Genomic DNA, 17,090 nt, shown 5'->3' with positions numbered 1-17,090 from the left:
TATTATATATCTCTAAATTGCTTTTGGTGATTGAGCTGCCAAATATCGTCTTTCTTTATTGATTGCAAAAACAATTCATTACTGTTTCCTTGCCCAAAATCATTTTCTGAAACCTGAACTTTATGAGAGTCTATTTTTGAAAGTGCCCCTTTTATATTTTTTTCTGAGTAATCTACATTTATAATATCTGCATGAATAGCTCTATTTTGCTGGCGTGTTCCAATATTTATAATTGGAATTCCGTAATAAGGTGCTTCACGAATTCCGGCGCTGCTGTTGCCTATTATAAATTGACTATTTTTTAATAATGTTAGAAAATACTCAAATCTAAGAGAAGGAAAAATTCTAAATCGTTTATTTTCTTCCAGTCTTTTAAATTCATCGATTATGAATTGACTCCCTAAATCATTATTTGGGAAAATAACAATATAATTATGATTATCCTCCAGTAAACAATCAACAAAAGTAGCTGCATAGTCTTTCATTGAGTTAAATTCTGTCGTGACTGGGTGAAACATTACAACAGCAAACTCATTAAATGGAATTCCGTAATATTCTTTAGCTGTTTCGAGAGGTGGCAAATTACTAGAAAACATAATATCGATATCTGGAGAACCAATAGTAAATATAGATTCTTTTACTTCTCCCATTTGAATTAATCTCTTTGCTGCTTCCTTGTTAGATACAAAGTGTATGTGACTTAATTTACTAACACTATGACGAATTAATTCATCAACAGTTCCTGAAACCTCACCGCCTTCTATGTGAGCAACTAAAATATTATTTAAAGATCCTACAATAGCACCGGCAAGAGTTTCTACTCTATCACCGTGTACTACAATCATATCCGGATTTATTGTTTTGCAATAATTTGACAATCCCTCAATGGTTTTTGCCAATGTCAAATCCATTGTAGTTTCGTGTGTATGATTTTCGAAGGTATAAACATTAGTAAAGTTACAGCGCTCTATTTCTATCAGAGTGTATCCATAAATTTCCTGCAAATGCATGCCGGTAACAAAAACAAAAACTTCAAAATCCTGTTGTTCTTCAAGGGTTTGAATTAGTGATTTTATTTTTCCGAAATCAGCACGGGTGCCGGTAAGAAATAATATTTTTTTTGTAGAATTACTCAAAATCAGTAAAGTCTAATTGCTCGTCATTTTCAATATCTCTAGAAGCTGTTTTACCTAACAAATCATTAAAATGTTCAGCTAAAATTTTACCGGTTCCCGGGCGTTTAACCCAGATATTTTCTTTAGATAAAACTTCTCCTTTTTTAATTGGTTTTATGGCACAAACAGTAGCAAAAGCAAAATCGATTGTTACTTGTTCTTCAAGAGCAGGTTTTTTAGTTCCGCCACGCATTAAGGCAATTTCTGCACTTGAAACAATTAATTCTCCACATGCTTTCTCATCCATACTGCAAACAATATCCGGACCTGTTCGCTGCATGTGATCTGTAAAATGTCTCTCTAAAATACTCGCTCCAAGAGCTACTGCACCTAGACAAGCGTTATTATTTAAAGTATGATCACTTAATCCAAATACTTTATTTGGAAAAGCTTCGTGAAGTTCTACCATTGCACCAAAACGAACTAAATGAATTGGTGTTGGATATAAATTTGTCGTATGTAATAACGCAACTGGAATATTATGTTTATCAAAAATTGCTACGGCTTTTTGAATACTTTCGATTGTATTCATTCCTGTACTTAAAATTACAGGTTTACCAAATGATGCAATATGTTCTAATAAAGGATAATTGTTACATTCTCCTGAACCAATTTTATAGGCCGGAATATCAAATTTCTTTAATCTTTCGGCAGCTGCTCTTGAAAATGGGGTTGAAATAAAAATCATGCCTTTGCTTTCCACATAATTTTTTAGTTCTAACTCTTCAGATTCGTTTAACGAGCATCTTTCCATAATCTCATAAATAGAAACATCTGCATTTCCCGGAATTACTTTTTTTGCTGCGCCAGACATTTCGTCTTCTACAATATGAGTCTGGTGTTTTACTACCTCAACTCCTGCTCTGTGTGCAGCATCAACCATTTCTTTTGCTACTTTTAAAGAGCCTTCGTGATTGATTCCGATTTCGGCAATAACTAATGGTGGAAAATCTGGTCCAATTTTACGACCTGCAATTTCTATGTATGGATTCATTATTTCTAAAATTTGGGGTTTTATTGTTTTTGATAAAGGTATCTCGCATAATCTAAATCATCGGGAGTATCGATATCAATTTGTGCAAAAATATGATTTACTTCGAATGGAAAAGCATTTTCTGAAATAATAATATCTTTTAGAATCAAGGAAGCTTTTGTAATATAAAGCATCCCATTTTCAAAAAAAAGCGGTTCTAAATCCTGGCTCCTCTGCCCGATAGTATAATTAAACGGCTGGAATTTATTATTGGCAATTTTTCCGAATTTTTGATGATTTCTTGAAACCGTAAATATGCTGTCCAAATTATCATTTTGATATTTTTCGAAAACTTCTTTTAATAAATTTTGAGGGCGCAATGGATTTGTAGCTTGCAATAAAATAACATTTTCTACATCTGAATCAATGGACTTTAAAACATGTTTTAAAGCAGAAACCGTTGGCTCCATATCTCCCGAAATAGAAATTGGTCTATCAATAACTTTTGCGCCAAATTGTAATGCAGTTTTTTTTATTTCTGCATCATCAGTAGAAACGTATATATTTTCTATTATATCACTATTTTCCTGTGCATATACTATTGAATGAGCAATTAAAGGTAATTCACCCAGTAATTGAATATTTTTTTCAGGAATGCGTTTCGATCCTCCACGGGCTGGAATTATAGCTATTGTTTTCATTTGGTTTCTTTTTTCAATCTAATCTTGATTTAGCTTTTTCAATGATTTCATTCATACCTAAATTCCATGCTTCTGTGGTATATAAATTTTCCGGAACAGAATCAAACTTTAGTGGCTGTTCGATAAATTCAATTATAGCACCTTCCCAAGATGAGACAAAATGCGGTGTTTCAATTAATTTTCCAAATTTACCGTTTTGCATTATTTCTGATACTCCACCCACGTTTGAGGCAATACAATAACAGCCAGAATGCAAAGCTTCTGTAAGACTTAAAGGAAATCCTTCCTGACATAGTGAAGAGAACAAATAACAATCAGCACTTTGCAGATAAGGTGCAATATTTTCATTTGGAATTCTGCCTAAAAACTTCACTCCTTCTTGCTCTTGTTTTGGCTCACATCCAATAATCCATAATTCGATATTATTATATTTTATAGAGATATTTTTCCAAGCTTCGAGTATAATGTGTAATCCTTTTTTAGGTCTGTCTTGCGAGCACCAAACAAATACTTTTTTATCCTTTACACTAAATTGTTCTTTTAACTGATCTTTTGTTGAATTTTCAATTTTAAAGAATTTCTTATTATCAATTCCGTTATGTAAAATCGAAACCTTAGTTGGTAAAGCAGTATAATATTCTTTGTGAGCCAGATATGATTTATAAGTTAAAAGAACCAGTTCATCTATTGACTCAAAAAAACAATTGCCTTTTTGATTGTCAAAAAAAGGAGGGTAACTATGGTAAAAAAATTGAATATAACAATTACTGCGAATTTTTCTTTTTTTCAAAAAATCTACAACGTGTTCAACTACATAAAAATTATCTACTATTTGAATAATAAATTTTTCTTCATTATTCACGATTTTGTCTAAAGCTTTTATATATGATAAATATCTTTTTTTAGTAAATTTTCTAAAAGCCTTTGTCAGGAAAGTGTTTTTTACAAAACTGTATTTGATATTGCTAAAAGAACTGTTCGGTTGTTCACAAACAATATAATCTAATTGGTTAAGTTGAGAACAAATGTAATTTTTATACAAAGTTGTCCAGCTTCCTATCTTTGAATAGGGCAACGATAATTGAGAGATTAAAATTGTTTTTGCCATTTAAATTAGAGTTTCTTTTTTTAATAATTTTTTGCTTCTTCTTTTGTTAAGCCTTTATATATTAAGAACTTCTTTTTTATATTTTTTTGAAAGATAAATCTATAAAACAGGTCATTTTTTATCCATGAGATTATCTTTTTTTCTTTTTGTTTATCAAATTGAACCTCTTCTATTATATTATCAGACGAGATTATTGTTTTTTCTAATTTTTGCAGCATCCATTCTTCTTCAACATTGCCCATATGGTAAACAAAATTATCTTCTGTAGATAATCGCCATAGCCCATTTCTTACCACTGTTTTATCAAGGATTTCGTCTTCACTATTTCCTCCTAAGCTATAGTCTGAAAAAAGAACACCAAGATTAGAGAATACATCAGATCTGTAAGTTGCTACAAAATGTCCTGCTCCAATAACTGCTTTTAGATTTCCATTAGAAAGGGTAAGATATTTTTCTAAATGCGTGTTTTTATAAAATTCAGGATTTCCAATACTATTTGCAAAATATTGTAAAGCTTTGGGATTTTTTACGGCAGTAAATTTTAATAGATTAGAAAAAAGATTCTCAAAAATTACATTTGCTGTTTTATTGCTGAACGATTTTGGAGAAGGCGTTGGACAAACGGCACCTGCTTTTGGAAAAGCTTTGAAAACTTCATAAGTTGCATTTTGCCACTCATTTAAAAACAATGCATCTGCATCTGCAATTGTTATAAGTTTAAAATTTTGCCCTGTTATTCCTTTTAAAACAGCATTGATTTTACCAATATTCGAAGTATGAATTAACTCATGTATCTTTTTATCATGATACAGGTTATTTAAATACTCTACTACTTCATTATTACTTCCGTTATTGACGATTGTAAAATATGTTTTATTATGACAGGTTTTAAACAGTGATTCTAAACAATATTGAAGAATTTTAAAACTGTCTTTAAAATAACCTTCCTGATTGGGTATATAAACGGGTATTACAACCTGATGAAAAAAGACATTATCTTCCTGTACCTTATCTTTATTTGGATTATAGCCTACTCGCATCTTGTTATCTTTTTATTAAAATAAAAGTAAGTAATTTTAAATTTCTCCATTTAAATATCCAAAATGGATTTAATTCAAAAAGATTAAGGACCGATTTATAACTAAACTTCTTAATCATTTTAATCTGCATTGCGCAAAGATTATTTAAAAGTATGTTATACTGAATATTATCTATGATTTTTTCAGAATTGAATTTAGTCAGGACCTTTTTTAAAAACAATGAGAGATCAGCATATCCTTTTGCTTCTGTAGAAATATTATCATTATGAACTCTATATTGAACTAATGGTTCGTCAACGTAATAAAACTTGGTAAAAAAAGAACATCTAATCCAGTATTCAGCATCTTCACCTGCAGAAGGCATTTTTTCATTAAACAATCCTACTTTATCTACAATCGTTTTATTTAAAAGAACCGAAGGAGTCATTAAAGTCCAATTCCCCGTCATTTTCATAGAAACATTTCCATGTTTTACATCTATAGATCCTGGTCTGCCGGCTATCTGTGCTTGAAGTGTTCCATTTTCATTAATTATCTCACAGCAGCCATGAATTAAACCAAACTCTGGATTTTGTTCTAAAATATTAACCTGGGTCTCAATTTTGTGAGGAAGCCATAAATCATCATCATCTATAAAAGCAATGTATTTACCTTTTGCTAAATTAATTCCTGTATTTCTTGGTTTTGCCGGACCTCCGCTATTTTCAATTTTAATATATTTTACTTTTTCAAATGTTTGACAGAGAAGTAAGTTTCTATCATGCGGTGTACCATCATCTACAACAATAATTTCTATATTTTTATAGGTTTGATTAATGATACTTTCAATAGTCAATTTAAGAAATTCTGTCCTATCGTAAGTTGGAACAATTATACTAACTAGCGGATGCGACATATTTTTTTTATCTTGTTTTTAACTCTTTTCATCAAACCAAAAAATGTTTTTTTACGAGTTTGATTTAATTCTTGCTGTAATTGCAGCATTTTTTTATAGTCTTCATAATAAATACCATAATGATTTTGAAGCATCTTATCACATTCTAACAAATGTTTTTCTTGATGAGCTGCATCATTGCTCACTCCCTTAAGATCAAAAACCGTAAGAGGATATTCAATATGTTTAAAAATAAATTTATCACTTAAAAAACATTTGATAAAAAAATCTCTATCTGAAACTATTTTATACTGCTCATCGTAAAGTCCCATTTTTTCAAAAACTTCTTTTTTAAAGAATGTACTTTGATGTGGTAATGAAGTGCGTACAAAATATAGTGGAGATAAATAATCGGGGAATATTTTGAAACCGCTTTCAAATTTGTAATCTCCATAAATAATATCTCCTTCAAAATCAGAATGATTTATAAAATCTTTTAAAGAAGTATTTCCATTTAAAAAATCGCCACTATTTAAAAACAACAAGTATTCACCATTTGCTATTTTAATCCCTTTATTCATGGCATTATAAATGCCATTATCTGGCTCACTAACCCAAAACTGAATATATTTTTCCTGACTCTCAATATATTGTTTACTTTCATCATTACTTCCTCCGTCAATCACTATATATTCAAAGTCTTTGAATGTTTGTGACAATACGGACTGCATGGTTGTTTCTAGACCTGTTCTATTATTAAAATTAATAGTAATGATTGACAAGTATGGCTGCATAGTTTGATATAGTTAAATCTCAGTAATAAATTCTTGTGTTTAATTTTCTGACTGAAATACTATTTAATAAACAATATTCTCTTTATAGCTTTTTTTATATTTTTCTTATACTCTGTATTCATCAAGTGAAGTAATTCCTTATAAGTTTGTGCTTTAGGTTTTTTAGGTGAATTTATAACAGTATCAATTATTTCTAAAACATCTTTTCTTATTTTAACCGGTGTGTCAATTTTTTCATTAAATACTGGCTGAGATAATATATCAAGTGCAATTTCCGGATTTTTATCAATTTCAAGCAATCGTTCTATAAGAGCTTCTTCTGTTTCGAAATCATGATAATTTAAAAACCTCTTAGTATTAAACTCCTTATCTACATGTTTGTTTCCCCAATAAATTGGGATACTGTCAACAAACATTGGTTCGATAATTTTTTCTGTTGTATAGCCATCATGGCATTCATTTTCAAAAGAAATTACAAACTTATATTCTTTTATAAATTCTTTTTTATTGGGAACTGGTCCTCCAACATTATTCAATACTTTTCCACCTGAGTCAACTTGTATATATGTTGACAGCTTATGGAAAAAATTAATTCTGTCTAAAGCGTTTGGATTAGAAACAACCATACAGCATAATTTCTTTTTTTGGCTCCAGCTTTCTGCTAATTCATTTCTGGATTTAATTTCAGAAATTTTGTTATTCATATTGTCTTCATCTATGTACAATAGATAAAGCGGCAGTCTGTAATGATCTTCTCTGTTATTAAAATCAAAAGTGAAAGCAAAATCACAGGCAGAAAAATTTGGTCTAGTATTTTCTCCTGTAAAATAAATTCTTTTGCATTTATATTTAAGATATTCTGTACCAAAACAAGAATAAAAAAGCAAATCAGGATTTGCTTCATCTATGATCACATTATAACGCTCTGATAATAAATTGTAGAAATAATTATTCGTTTTATCTAATGGCCAAAAGTCAACGAAGTTAATTCGTACTTCTTTCATTTCTGATCGATTTTCGCTTATCATATAAATTTTCTTATTGCTTAATTGATGTCGTATAAGCTTTTTTATAAACAGCTAAACATTCTGCTGCTGCTTTTTCCCAACTAAATTTATTAACTTGATCTAGTCCTTTTATTGAAAATTCATTTCGTAAAATAGGATTTTGAACTAATGAATAAATTTTATTTTTTAAATCTTCTGGATTTCCTGTTTCATAATAAACTCCTGCTTCACCTGCCACTTCTGGAAAAGAACTATGTTTTGATAAAACTACCGGACATCCGCAAGTCATTGATTCTAAAACCGGAATTCCAAATCCTTCATATAAAGAAGGAAAAACAAAACAAATTGCATTTTTATAATAAAGGCCTAATTCATCATCTTTAAATTCTCTTTGAATAACTTGATTTTCCAGACTTAATTCTTTTAAAAATCCCTTTTCTTCGTTATCAAATTCTCCTCCACCTGCACACAATAAAACTAGATCGCTATTTAGTTTTAAAAGTTCTTTTATAGAATTTACTAAAAAAATAAAATTTTTATAATTAGCCCTTGTTCCTACAAACAAGATATAATTTTTTGGAAGTTTATATGTATGTGCTTCTACAATTTTTATTGAACAACCGTGATATACTACATCAATTTTAGATTCATCAATATGTGGATATATTTTAATAATGTCACGTTTTGTGTTTTGTGAAACGGCAATAATTCTTGTTGCTCTTTCCATTAGCAGCAATTTATTACTACTAATCGATGAAATTATTTCTTTCTGATCTTCAAAATAATGTGGAAACAATTCATAAATCATATCATAAATTGTCAACACAAAAGGCTTTGAGTCTATCAATTTTAAAAAACTCACATCATAATATGTTGGTATAAAAACATCAAAGTCTTTTTTTAAAATTGTTCGTTTAAAAAATTTATCATTTCGTTTTCGTGTTTTTTCAAAACGACGAATTTTAAATTTTTCAAGTAATTTTATATATAGTGAATATATTTTTTGCTTAAAGGTTACTAGGTTACTTTCATTATAGTAAATGTTAGAAGTACCATATAGAGGAATTTTGACCTTATTATTTTTAGAAAGTCTTGAAAATATTTCTGTGTAATATCTAGAGATACCTCCATATTTTTGCAAATTGAATGTTTGTGGATGTACTAAAATTTTCATTTTGGCTTTATAAAATTAAATACATTAGTTATTGTTATTAATTTTATTTATTATCATATGATAATCTTTTTCCAGTAGACTTTCTGAATGAATTTGATTTATTTTCTGGTTCTTAGAGTGTTCTAGTTTTCTAATAATTTTATAAAGTCCTCTAACAACAAAGGATTTTCTATTTTTATTCTGCCACTTTTGAAAAGGGTTTGAAATCAATTTCTTTTTTGTCAAAATGTGAAGATTATTTCCATTTGAATAAAAATGACAATTCAATTTTTCTGCTATTATTTCCAATGATTTTATATTATAAAATGCAACGTGCTGCCCCGTTTCTTTTGCAAAATATCTCCAATCTTGTATTGATTTTATTTCTATTTGCGGCTGTAATTCTGTCGAAAAAAATATAGAATCAGAATAATCAAACATTTTTTCAATTTCTTCAAAAGGATGAACCAAATGTTCAAAAACTTCAAAGGCAGTTAGTAGTTCATATTTATCTGCATTGTTTTGGTCTGTTACATCAAAATATTGTGCAAAATAATTTTCACAATAAAAATCCTGTCTGTAAAAATCTAATCCTCTATCTCGCATTAATCTTACGAACAAACCATAACCGCCAGCAAAATCAATAAACTTTGCTTTATAATTAAAGTAATTTTTTATAATCCAGGTTGTAATATTTTGAAAACTTAAATTTCTGGCAACTAATCCAATATCAGTCATTGCAATAACTGAAGAATAGGATTCTTGCAGCCAAAAAGGCTCTTCGGTTTGGATAAAACCACAGTTCTGGCACTTGAAATAATCTATTTCGTATTTGTTTAATATTTTGCCAGAAAATATTTTCTCTGAATTAGATTTACAAATTTTACAATTCATGAATTCTTTGTTTGCTTTTTTGTGTTTTTATCTTTCGTTTTCAGGAATGGTTCTTATAACTACAGCTGGATTTCCGCCAACAACTGTCCAGTCAGCAACATCTTTTGTTACAACGCTTCCTGCTCCAATTATTGCTCCTTCACCAATCGATACCCCTTTTAAAATAATACTATTAAATCCAATCCAGGCTTTATTCTTAATCTTAATTTTCCCTCTCTTAATATTACTCCAATCTTTATAAAATCCACCTATTTTATTTTCTTCTAAACCCTTCTTCCATTGAGATAGATCGTCTTTTCTTTCTGACCAAACAATTGAATGAGAGTTATTATCGATAAATGTGCATCCCCAGGAAATCAAAACGTCATCGCCAATTTCAATTTCATCGATACAAATAAAAAGCCCGCCACCAATAAAGGTTCTATTTCCAATTTTTATTTTCCCTTCCTGAATTTCAAAAATATAATCCCCTTTTATGATAGATTCATCACCTATTTCTAAATATTTTTTTTCCTCTAAAGGTTTTCTCACAAATATATTGAGAGAGGAAATATCAGAAGAAGGCGCAGATAAAATATACTTTGATTTATTAGACTGTAAATCAATGTTTTTTTTACCTAGTAGTAGTGATTTTATTTTTTTCTTTACTTTTTTTAGCATGAAAAATGAATTTTGAATTCAATTTGAAATAATCCCATAATTAAAATAATCTTTTAATTGCTATTGAAAATCAGCCTTTTGATTTTTTTAAATATTTAAATCCTCTTTTAACAATATTATATACTGTTTGTTTAATACCTCCTTTATTTCTAACAATTTTAAAACAAACATCTGAAATATATCTATCTATATTTTTGTTAACTTGGATATTATTGGGGTGAACAATATTTCCTATGTTTTCTGTTGGTAAATTTTCAAATTCACTTGATCCAGTTGTATGTGTTGCATTTATTCCAAAACCTAAATTAGATACCAGATTTACGTTTGGAGCAATCACAATTCCCTGATTATTCCAAATAGAAAAGCTCCACTGATAATCCCATGTATCGATCTCTTTATTTAAAACTTTTTCGAATATTGGGATCCAATAATTTTTAAATATTGCTCTATTATCGATTCTATTTATTAAATTATTGGTTTTAAATTTTTCTAAATGTTTTAAATCAAAATCGTATTGTTTCCAGGCTCTTTTCCAGCTTGCCCATCCCCAAACAAACGCATAATTAGAGAAAAAATAAGACGAGTTATCAACTCTTTTTTCACTGTGCAAATTACTTCCGTTAATTGCATAAATATTTTCATCCTCTTTATATTTTTCTAATAACTCTTGGCAATAATTAAAAAAAGAAGGATGTGGCAAACAATCATCTTCTAATATTATTCCTTGTTCTACATTATCAAAAAACCAAGTTATAGCTTGAGAAACCGCGAGGCCACAACCTAAATTTTCATCTCGAAATAATGTTTTCACTTCACATTCCCAATCTATGCCTTCAAGAACTAAATCTCTGGTTATTTTACATTTTTCAGCATCCTGAACAACATTTGGCCGCGCTCCATCTGCAGCAATGAATAAATATTTAGGCTTTTGTTTCTTTATCTCATCAAAAACTACTTTTGTAGTATCGGGACGATTGAAAATAAGAAATAATATTGGGGTTTCAAACATGGCTATTTTTTAAGAATACTAATAAGAAATCTTCTAATCGATTTTACAAATGGCATTAGCCTAAAGTTTAAAAAGTAAAGTTTCATTATAAAAAACCATTCTTTTAACGTTGGTTTTCTGTCTTTTTTTATTGCAACTTCATAAGTCATCAGCAATTCCAGTCTTTGATCTTTTTTAAATGTGTGTAAATAATTTATTATTACATCCCTAAAAAAACGAATGCTAACCTCTTTTTTTAAGATTGCATTTTCTTGCTGGCCAGATATATTAATATTAGAAATTCTAAAGAATACAATAGATTCATTTATGGTGTATATTAATTTACCATCCGGAAAATCTAAAAATGCTTTATAATCACTACACCAGGCTAAAGGATAATTATTAAAACCATACTTTTTATAACTGGCTTTTGAAAAAACATATTCCGATAATGAGCTTCTCGTTATTCCTTTAAAAATTCTCACAAAAGAATCTGATGCTGATTCCCAAACAGGATGAATATATGCGTCTGAAATTGTATTAGAATCTTCTAAAACAATTTTTGTTGCAAATCTAATTACATTCGATTTATCTTTAAATTTTTCAAAATTTCGATGCCAGGATTCAATTACCGAAGGATCTAAAAAATCATCATCACCTAGGATCATTATCCAATCTTCTTTTTCAGAAAGTGAGATACATCTTTCCCACTGTTTTGTCAATGAAATGCTTCCTAAATTAGTTTCAAAACGATAATATTCAAAATCAAATTTTGATTTATATTTTTCTAGAAGCAAAACCGGACTTTTTGGACTGGCATCATCGCCTATATAAACCTTGAATCTTTTATCTGTTTGATTAGCTAATGATTCTAATGTCTTTTCGAAAAAGGTTATCTTATAATAAGGAATTATAATTGCAATCATTATCGTAGTAACATTTTAAAAAACTTCAGATGAAGTTTTGATTTTGGTTTTAATAAAAGTAGTTTCCACCAAATTTTTATTGAATGTATTTTTTTTATATGCTTAAACGATTCGAGAAGAAACTTTGCACCATTGTCAAATTCTAGTTTTTTTAAATTAAAATTTGATTTTATATCTAATTGCAATGGTAATATATCAGCATACATATCGTGTATTTTAATTACAGACTGATACCATGAAGAATTGATTGTTCCTATAGAAAAATGCTCGATCAAAATTTCTTTTGCCACCACAATTTTGTAATTATGTTTTAAATATTCAAAAGACAAGTTCAAATCGTAATTATGAAATCCTGTTAACGTATTAGAAAAATGAATTTTGTCAGGTCGTCTGGCGGCCATAAAAACTCCATCTATCGCTACTACTTCTTCAATCTTTTTCTCCCAGCCTTTCTCCCAATGTTCTATATGACCAGATTTAAGATGCTGAATTATATTAATACTCTTAACATTTTCGGGACAATCCCACCAGGCTGAAGGCATTCTGGTTTTTACTTTTGTACCTGCCACACCTATCAGTCCTATTTTAGAATCCTGCTCAAATATATTCTGGACTATTTTTCCCCAATTTTTGTTATGAAAAAAAATATCATCGTGAATAAAACAGCAAAAAATTCCTTTACTTTTAATAATTCCAACATTATAGGCTTCAAAAATAGAATATTTATTTTCGGAATTATCAATTACAATCAATTCGTAATCAACACCAATTGTTTCATCAATATTACTTGAAAGTATTGGATTGATTTCTACTGTTCTTGAACATATTATTATTGAAAGTGTCAAGCTGTTTTAAAGAATCTTTTTATTTTAATACTAAGGTTTTTACGTATTTTATAATTTTTATAAAAAACATCTATTATAGTTAATAACAGTAGATAACCGTGCAGTTTTTTCCCTCCCCTAATAAGTAAAAAAGCCTTTTCGTAGGTTAAAAAGTTTCGTTTTATAAATCTATTTTCTACTTTAATTTTATGAATATTATCAATATTTATAGTTGATAAATAATCCATTAAAACTTTTCGCATTTTATAATCAATATCAATAATTGCAATTCTCTTTTCTGATTGAATGGCTTTTGCGATAACACTTGTTGAATGATACCTAAAATTATTTAATGACTCGGGTATAAATGCTACTTTTTTATTTACGATTAATTTAAAATAAAACATCCAATCTCCACAATATCTAAACTCATCTGCTATATCAAAATGGTCTTCAATATTAACCGCATCTTTTTTAAACACTACAGCACTTGCGTTTGGGATTACATTTTTGAATATTAAAAACTTTTCAATGAATTTATTTGCATTCATTGTAAAAGAATTCAAAAATAAATTTTCGTCAATGTCATTAGTATGAGTAATCCAATTTCCTGTTATTTCTCCAAATTCATTAACTCTATTTGACTGGCAATAGGCTAAAACAACGTCTGAATCATTTTGAAAAGGTTCTGTCAATTTTTGTAAAAAATTATTGTCACAATAATCATCTGTTTCTGCAATCCAAATTAAATCACCTTTTGCTAATGATATTCCTTTTGACCATTGTTTAAATGTATTTCCAGAATTAATTTGGTTAAAAACACAATGAGAAACTTTTTCATTCTTTGCATAGATAGACAAAATTTCCCGACTGTTATCTGTGCTGCAATCATCTAGTAAGATAACTTCAAAGTTTGAATAGTTTTGGGCAAAAATACTATCTAGACGTTCTGCCAAATATTTTTCATGATTAAAATTTGGGACAATTATAGAAATTAATGGTAAGTTATTTATCACTTCTAATTTTTTTTAAAAGCTTTTTGAATATTTTTTTGAATTGATTAAAATCGAATACTTTTTCTTTTTCAACCGATCCTCCATATTTTTTTATCTGATCATTAAGTATTTCTTGAACATCAGAATCAAAATTTTTTCTTATATTTTTTAAGAAATCTATCCAAATTTCTTCTCTTTTTAATTGAGTCTGAGAAGACCATATAGAATTATCATGAAGTCTGTATACACTCATAAATTCATTTAAGAATTTAATTTTTCCATACTTGGCATTAAGCATATGCAGAAAATAATCTCCAACTGGTGCTTTATGAAAATATTTAGGCAGCTTACTAAATAATTTATTTCTAAAAACTACACTACAAGTGTGAATGTAATTTCCTTTAGCAAGATCTTTTATTGTTGTTGTTTCTGATACTTCACTGGTTATATCATCTTCTTCTAAAACGCCATTCCTTAATACTTGGACTTTATGATAACAAATGCTATAATCTAAATTTGCTTCTAAGAAATCTACTTGTTTTTGCAGTTTTAATGGATCTGTCCAATAATCATCTCCTTCACAAAGTGCAACATATTTTCCTGAACATTGATTAAAGGCAAAAATACCATTAGCTTGCATTCCAATATTTTTTTTATGCCTGAAATATTTGATTTTACTTCCTTGCGAATGTGTTTTTATTAAATCATTAACTATTTCCTCTGTTCTGTCAGGAGAACAGTCATCGGCGATAATTAATTCATAATCAAAATCCGTTTGCTGCATTAAAATTCCTTTTATAGCCTGCTCAATATAGGATTCATGCTTATAAGTAATCATATTAACCGAAACTGTCTTTTGCATATAATTACCGTTCATTTAACCTCTTAGAATTTTTAAATTATTCATTTAATTTACTATTGAGCAACTATTTGAGAATCAATAAATCCATTTTTCTTAACAAATACTAATTCAACCAGCCACAAAACTTTTAAGTCAAAAGGCCTGTTTAAATCTGTAATTTCAAATAATCTATATCCATTTTCATCCATGAAATTTATCAACTTCAAGAAACTATTATCAAATGATTTATTAACAACTCCAGCTTCTACCATAAATATTTCTGTTTTTCCAAAATAATCACTTGCTCCTTGCAAAACTTCAATATCTAATCCTTCGGCATCAATTTTAATAATATCAGGAGTAGGAAAATTCCCTTCGATAAGCAATTCATTTAGAGTTATAACAGGAATTTCTATTTGTTGTAATCCAGCTGTTTCTGCTTCTTCTTTTGTATATCTGAATGAACAACTATCGTCACGATCTACAATTGTAAAAAGAAAAGATCCTTTTTCTTTACCTGCACCAAAGGGATAAAATCGAATTTTAGAATTGCTATCTAAAATATCTTGAAATGATTCTTTTAACCAATTTTGAGGCTCTACAAGAGTATAATATGCATCTGGAAAATATTGCAAAGCATCACGTGTCCAAGTTCCATGATTTGCTCCAATATCAACAATATGTTTTGGTTGAAAATTGATCTTTTTTAAAGTATTATAAAAATTCGACAATAAAGAACTTTTATCATCAATATGAACAGATTCAATAGGTGATTGAGCGATTGAGCTTATCTTGGTTAAATTGTAACCAAATTTTTTAAATAATAATTTAATTTTCTTTTTAATTTTCATTTTACATTAATTATCTATTGACCATTCAAATCTTGGTTTTATAAATCCCGGTTCTCTTCCCATCCAAGCACCAATTGGTCTTTCTCCTTCCTGAATAATGAATGACATAATATCCTTTTCAATAAATAAAGCGCTTTTTCCATTTTCTATTATAAAAAGAGATAGATAATAAGTACCTATATTTAAAAATCCTTCGGGAAAAACACATTTAATTTTATTTAAACCATCTGTTAATTTTAAATCATTATTTATATGTGAAAAAGTAAAAAGAGGTTCGCCAGCATCATTATTTAATACTAAAGTTAAATGTAATTTTTTTGAACTATCTTTTAAAGTAAGCATTGTAGTTAGCTCTATTTTTTGATATTCATCTAATGGGTCTTCAGATGATTTGCCAAAGGCATTTAAGCTTATTTCGTGAAGTGTAAATTCTGGTTTATCATATTCTGAAGAAAAGGTTCTCATATTCATTGATTCTGAATCCTGGCTTAGATAATAATTTACAGCTTGTTCTGTACTGCCAACCATTGCTACTTTTCCATTAATAAGTACCAAACCCTTTGTACACAAACTTTTAACTGCAGCCATATTATGACTCACAAACAAAACCGTTCGTCCCTCACCTCTAGAAATATCTTGCATTTTACCAATTGCTTTTTTCTGAAACTCTGCATCTCCAACTGCTAAAACCTCATCGATAACCAAAATTTCCGGTTCCAGAAAAGCAGCTACTGCAAATGCAAGACGAACAGTCATACCACTACTATATCTTTTAACAGGAGTATCAATATAACGCTCGCAGCCAGAGAATTCGATAATTTCATCTAATTTAGATGCTATCTCTTTTTTTGTCATTCCCAGAATTGCACCGTTTAAAAAGATATTCTCACGACCGGTCATTTCTCCATGAAAGCCTGTACCAACCTCTAATAAAGAGGCGATTCTTCCTCGTGATTTTATGCTTCCGGTTGTTGGTGCTGTTACTTTTGAAAGTATTTTTAATAAAGTAGATTTTCCTGCTCCATTTTTACCTATAATTCCTAAAACCTCACCTCGTTCAACCTCGAAATTAATATCATGTAATGCCCATACGTATTCTGAAGTTCCTTTTGTAGAACGATCATTAGTATCGCCTATTTTTAAGTATGGATTTTCTTTACCACGAATTTGGTGCCACCATTTATTTAAATCGTGATTTAATGTACCTGTTCCTACTTCTCCTAAACGATATTGCTTAGAAATATTTTCGGCTTTTAAAATAATGTCTTTTTCCAATTATAATCTTT

The 17,090-nt window shown here is 29.0% G+C and carries 18 protein-coding genes; all 18 read right to left on the bottom strand.

Translation table 11 applies throughout. The features are described 5' to 3' along the window. Positions 1-2 precede the first annotated feature (2 nt). Positions 3-1,136, bottom strand: coding sequence for a UDP-N-acetylglucosamine 2-epimerase (gene neuC / locus J2Y38_RS13585; RefSeq protein ID WP_309843412.1), 1,134 nt, complete (start codon positions 1,134-1,136; stop codon positions 3-5). Continuing rightward, positions 1,129-2,169 (bottom strand): N-acetylneuraminate synthase, encoded by a 1,041-nt coding sequence (gene neuB, locus J2Y38_RS13580; protein ID WP_309843410.1) that lies wholly within the window; start codon positions 2,167-2,169, stop codon positions 1,129-1,131. The genes neuC and neuB overlap by 8 nt, the downstream gene beginning before the upstream one ends. A gap of 20 nt (positions 2,170-2,189) precedes the next feature. Next, positions 2,190-2,849, bottom strand: a complete 660-nt coding sequence (locus tag J2Y38_RS13575; protein WP_309843407.1) for an acylneuraminate cytidylyltransferase family protein — start codon at positions 2,847-2,849, stop codon at positions 2,190-2,192. A 13-nt stretch (positions 2,850-2,862) separates the two neighbouring features. Next, on the bottom strand, positions 2,863-3,957 hold the full coding sequence (locus J2Y38_RS13570) for a glycosyltransferase family 4 protein (protein WP_309843406.1): 1,095 nt from the start codon (positions 3,955-3,957) through the stop codon (positions 2,863-2,865). A gap of 20 nt (positions 3,958-3,977) precedes the next feature. Next, positions 3,978-4,997: a glycosyltransferase gene (locus J2Y38_RS13565; protein ID WP_309843402.1), complete on the bottom strand. Its 1,020-nt coding sequence runs from the start codon at positions 4,995-4,997 to the stop codon at positions 3,978-3,980. Between the two features lie 4 nt (positions 4,998-5,001). Continuing rightward, positions 5,002-5,892 (bottom strand): glycosyltransferase, encoded by an 891-nt coding sequence (locus J2Y38_RS13560; RefSeq protein ID WP_309843399.1) that lies wholly within the window; start codon positions 5,890-5,892, stop codon positions 5,002-5,004. Continuing rightward, on the bottom strand, positions 5,877-6,665 hold the full coding sequence (locus tag J2Y38_RS13555; protein WP_309843398.1) for a glycosyltransferase family 2 protein: 789 nt from the start codon (positions 6,663-6,665) through the stop codon (positions 5,877-5,879). Before J2Y38_RS13555 ends, J2Y38_RS13560 begins: the two co-directional genes overlap by 16 nt. Positions 6,666-6,724: 59 nt before the next feature. After that, on the bottom strand, positions 6,725-7,669 hold the full coding sequence (locus tag J2Y38_RS13550) for a glycosyltransferase family 10 domain-containing protein (protein WP_309843395.1): 945 nt from the start codon (positions 7,667-7,669) through the stop codon (positions 6,725-6,727). Positions 7,670-7,703: 34 nt separating this feature from the next. Continuing rightward, positions 7,704-8,846 carry a glycosyltransferase family 1 protein gene (locus J2Y38_RS13545; protein WP_309843392.1) on the bottom strand — a complete coding sequence of 381 codons (1,143 nt, stop codon included), beginning with the start codon at positions 8,844-8,846 and terminating at the stop codon, positions 7,704-7,706. Positions 8,847-8,870: 24 nt separating this feature from the next. Next, on the bottom strand, positions 8,871-9,719 hold the full coding sequence (locus J2Y38_RS13540; RefSeq protein WP_309843389.1) for a class I SAM-dependent methyltransferase: 849 nt from the start codon (positions 9,717-9,719) through the stop codon (positions 8,871-8,873). A 27-nt stretch (positions 9,720-9,746) separates the two neighbouring features. Then, positions 9,747-10,379 carry an acyltransferase gene (locus J2Y38_RS13535; RefSeq protein ID WP_309843386.1) on the bottom strand — a complete coding sequence of 211 codons (633 nt, stop codon included), beginning with the start codon at positions 10,377-10,379 and terminating at the stop codon, positions 9,747-9,749. Between the two features lie 70 nt (positions 10,380-10,449). Continuing rightward, positions 10,450-11,388: a nucleotide-diphospho-sugar transferase gene (locus J2Y38_RS13530; protein ID WP_309843385.1), complete on the bottom strand. Its 939-nt coding sequence runs from the start codon at positions 11,386-11,388 to the stop codon at positions 10,450-10,452. A gap of 2 nt (positions 11,389-11,390) precedes the next feature. Next, entirely contained in the window at positions 11,391-12,293 is a 903-nt protein-coding gene (locus J2Y38_RS13525; RefSeq protein WP_309843384.1) for a glycosyltransferase family 2 protein, read from the bottom strand. After that, positions 12,293-13,138, bottom strand: coding sequence for a glycosyltransferase (locus J2Y38_RS13520; RefSeq protein ID WP_309843383.1), 846 nt, complete (start codon positions 13,136-13,138; stop codon positions 12,293-12,295). The genes J2Y38_RS13525 and J2Y38_RS13520 overlap by 1 nt, the downstream gene beginning before the upstream one ends. Beyond that, the gene (locus J2Y38_RS13515) at positions 13,135-14,133 is read right to left on the bottom strand and encodes a glycosyltransferase family A protein (RefSeq protein ID WP_309843382.1); all 999 of its coding nucleotides are present in this window, start codon (positions 14,131-14,133) and stop codon (positions 13,135-13,137) included. Before J2Y38_RS13515 ends, J2Y38_RS13520 begins: the two co-directional genes overlap by 4 nt. Continuing rightward, positions 14,123-14,974 carry a glycosyltransferase gene (locus J2Y38_RS13510; RefSeq protein ID WP_309843381.1) on the bottom strand — a complete coding sequence of 284 codons (852 nt, stop codon included), beginning with the start codon at positions 14,972-14,974 and terminating at the stop codon, positions 14,123-14,125. The genes J2Y38_RS13515 and J2Y38_RS13510 overlap by 11 nt, the downstream gene beginning before the upstream one ends. Positions 14,975-15,027: 53 nt before the next feature. Further along, positions 15,028-15,804: an FkbM family methyltransferase gene (locus tag J2Y38_RS13505; RefSeq protein ID WP_053470882.1), complete on the bottom strand. Its 777-nt coding sequence runs from the start codon at positions 15,802-15,804 to the stop codon at positions 15,028-15,030. A 6-nt stretch (positions 15,805-15,810) separates the two neighbouring features. Beyond that, positions 15,811-17,079: an ABC transporter ATP-binding protein gene (locus J2Y38_RS13500; RefSeq protein ID WP_309843378.1), complete on the bottom strand. Its 1,269-nt coding sequence runs from the start codon at positions 17,077-17,079 to the stop codon at positions 15,811-15,813. Positions 17,080-17,090 lie beyond the last annotated feature (11 nt).

It is taken from the genome of Flavobacterium sp. 2755, assembly GCF_031455715.1.
GTDB lineage: Bacteria > Bacteroidota > Bacteroidia > Flavobacteriales > Flavobacteriaceae > Flavobacterium.
This window is presented reverse-complemented; position numbering and strand designations above follow the sequence as displayed.

Coding starts and splice junctions, on each gene's coding strand:
- neuB (WP_309843410.1), bottom strand. CDS start 2,169: ATGAATCCATACATAGAAATTGCAGGTCGTAAAATTGGACCAGATTTT.
- J2Y38_RS13575 (WP_309843407.1), bottom strand. CDS start 2,849: ATGAAAACAATAGCTATAATTCCAGCCCGTGGAGGATCGAAACGCATT.
- J2Y38_RS13570 (WP_309843406.1), bottom strand. CDS start 3,957: ATGGCAAAAACAATTTTAATCTCTCAATTATCGTTGCCCTATTCAAAG.
- J2Y38_RS13565 (WP_309843402.1), bottom strand. CDS start 4,997: ATGCGAGTAGGCTATAATCCAAATAAAGATAAGGTACAGGAAGATAAT.
- J2Y38_RS13560 (WP_309843399.1), bottom strand. CDS start 5,892: ATGTCGCATCCGCTAGTTAGTATAATTGTTCCAACTTACGATAGGACA.
- J2Y38_RS13555 (WP_309843398.1), bottom strand. CDS start 6,665: ATGCAGCCATACTTGTCAATCATTACTATTAATTTTAATAATAGAACA.
- J2Y38_RS13550 (WP_309843395.1), bottom strand. CDS start 7,669: ATGAAAGAAGTACGAATTAACTTCGTTGACTTTTGGCCATTAGATAAA.
- J2Y38_RS13545 (WP_309843392.1), bottom strand. CDS start 8,846: ATGAAAATTTTAGTACATCCACAAACATTCAATTTGCAAAAATATGGA.
- J2Y38_RS13540 (WP_309843389.1), bottom strand. CDS start 9,719: ATGAATTGTAAAATTTGTAAATCTAATTCAGAGAAAATATTTTCTGGC.
- J2Y38_RS13535 (WP_309843386.1), bottom strand. CDS start 10,379: ATGCTAAAAAAAGTAAAGAAAAAAATAAAATCACTACTACTAGGTAAA.
- J2Y38_RS13530 (WP_309843385.1), bottom strand. CDS start 11,388: ATGTTTGAAACCCCAATATTATTTCTTATTTTCAATCGTCCCGATACT.
- J2Y38_RS13525 (WP_309843384.1), bottom strand. CDS start 12,293: ATGATTGCAATTATAATTCCTTATTATAAGATAACCTTTTTCGAAAAG.
- J2Y38_RS13510 (WP_309843381.1), bottom strand. CDS start 14,974: ATGCAAAAGACAGTTTCGGTTAATATGATTACTTATAAGCATGAATCC.
- J2Y38_RS13505 (WP_053470882.1), bottom strand. CDS start 15,804: ATGAAAATTAAAAAGAAAATTAAATTATTATTTAAAAAATTTGGTTAC.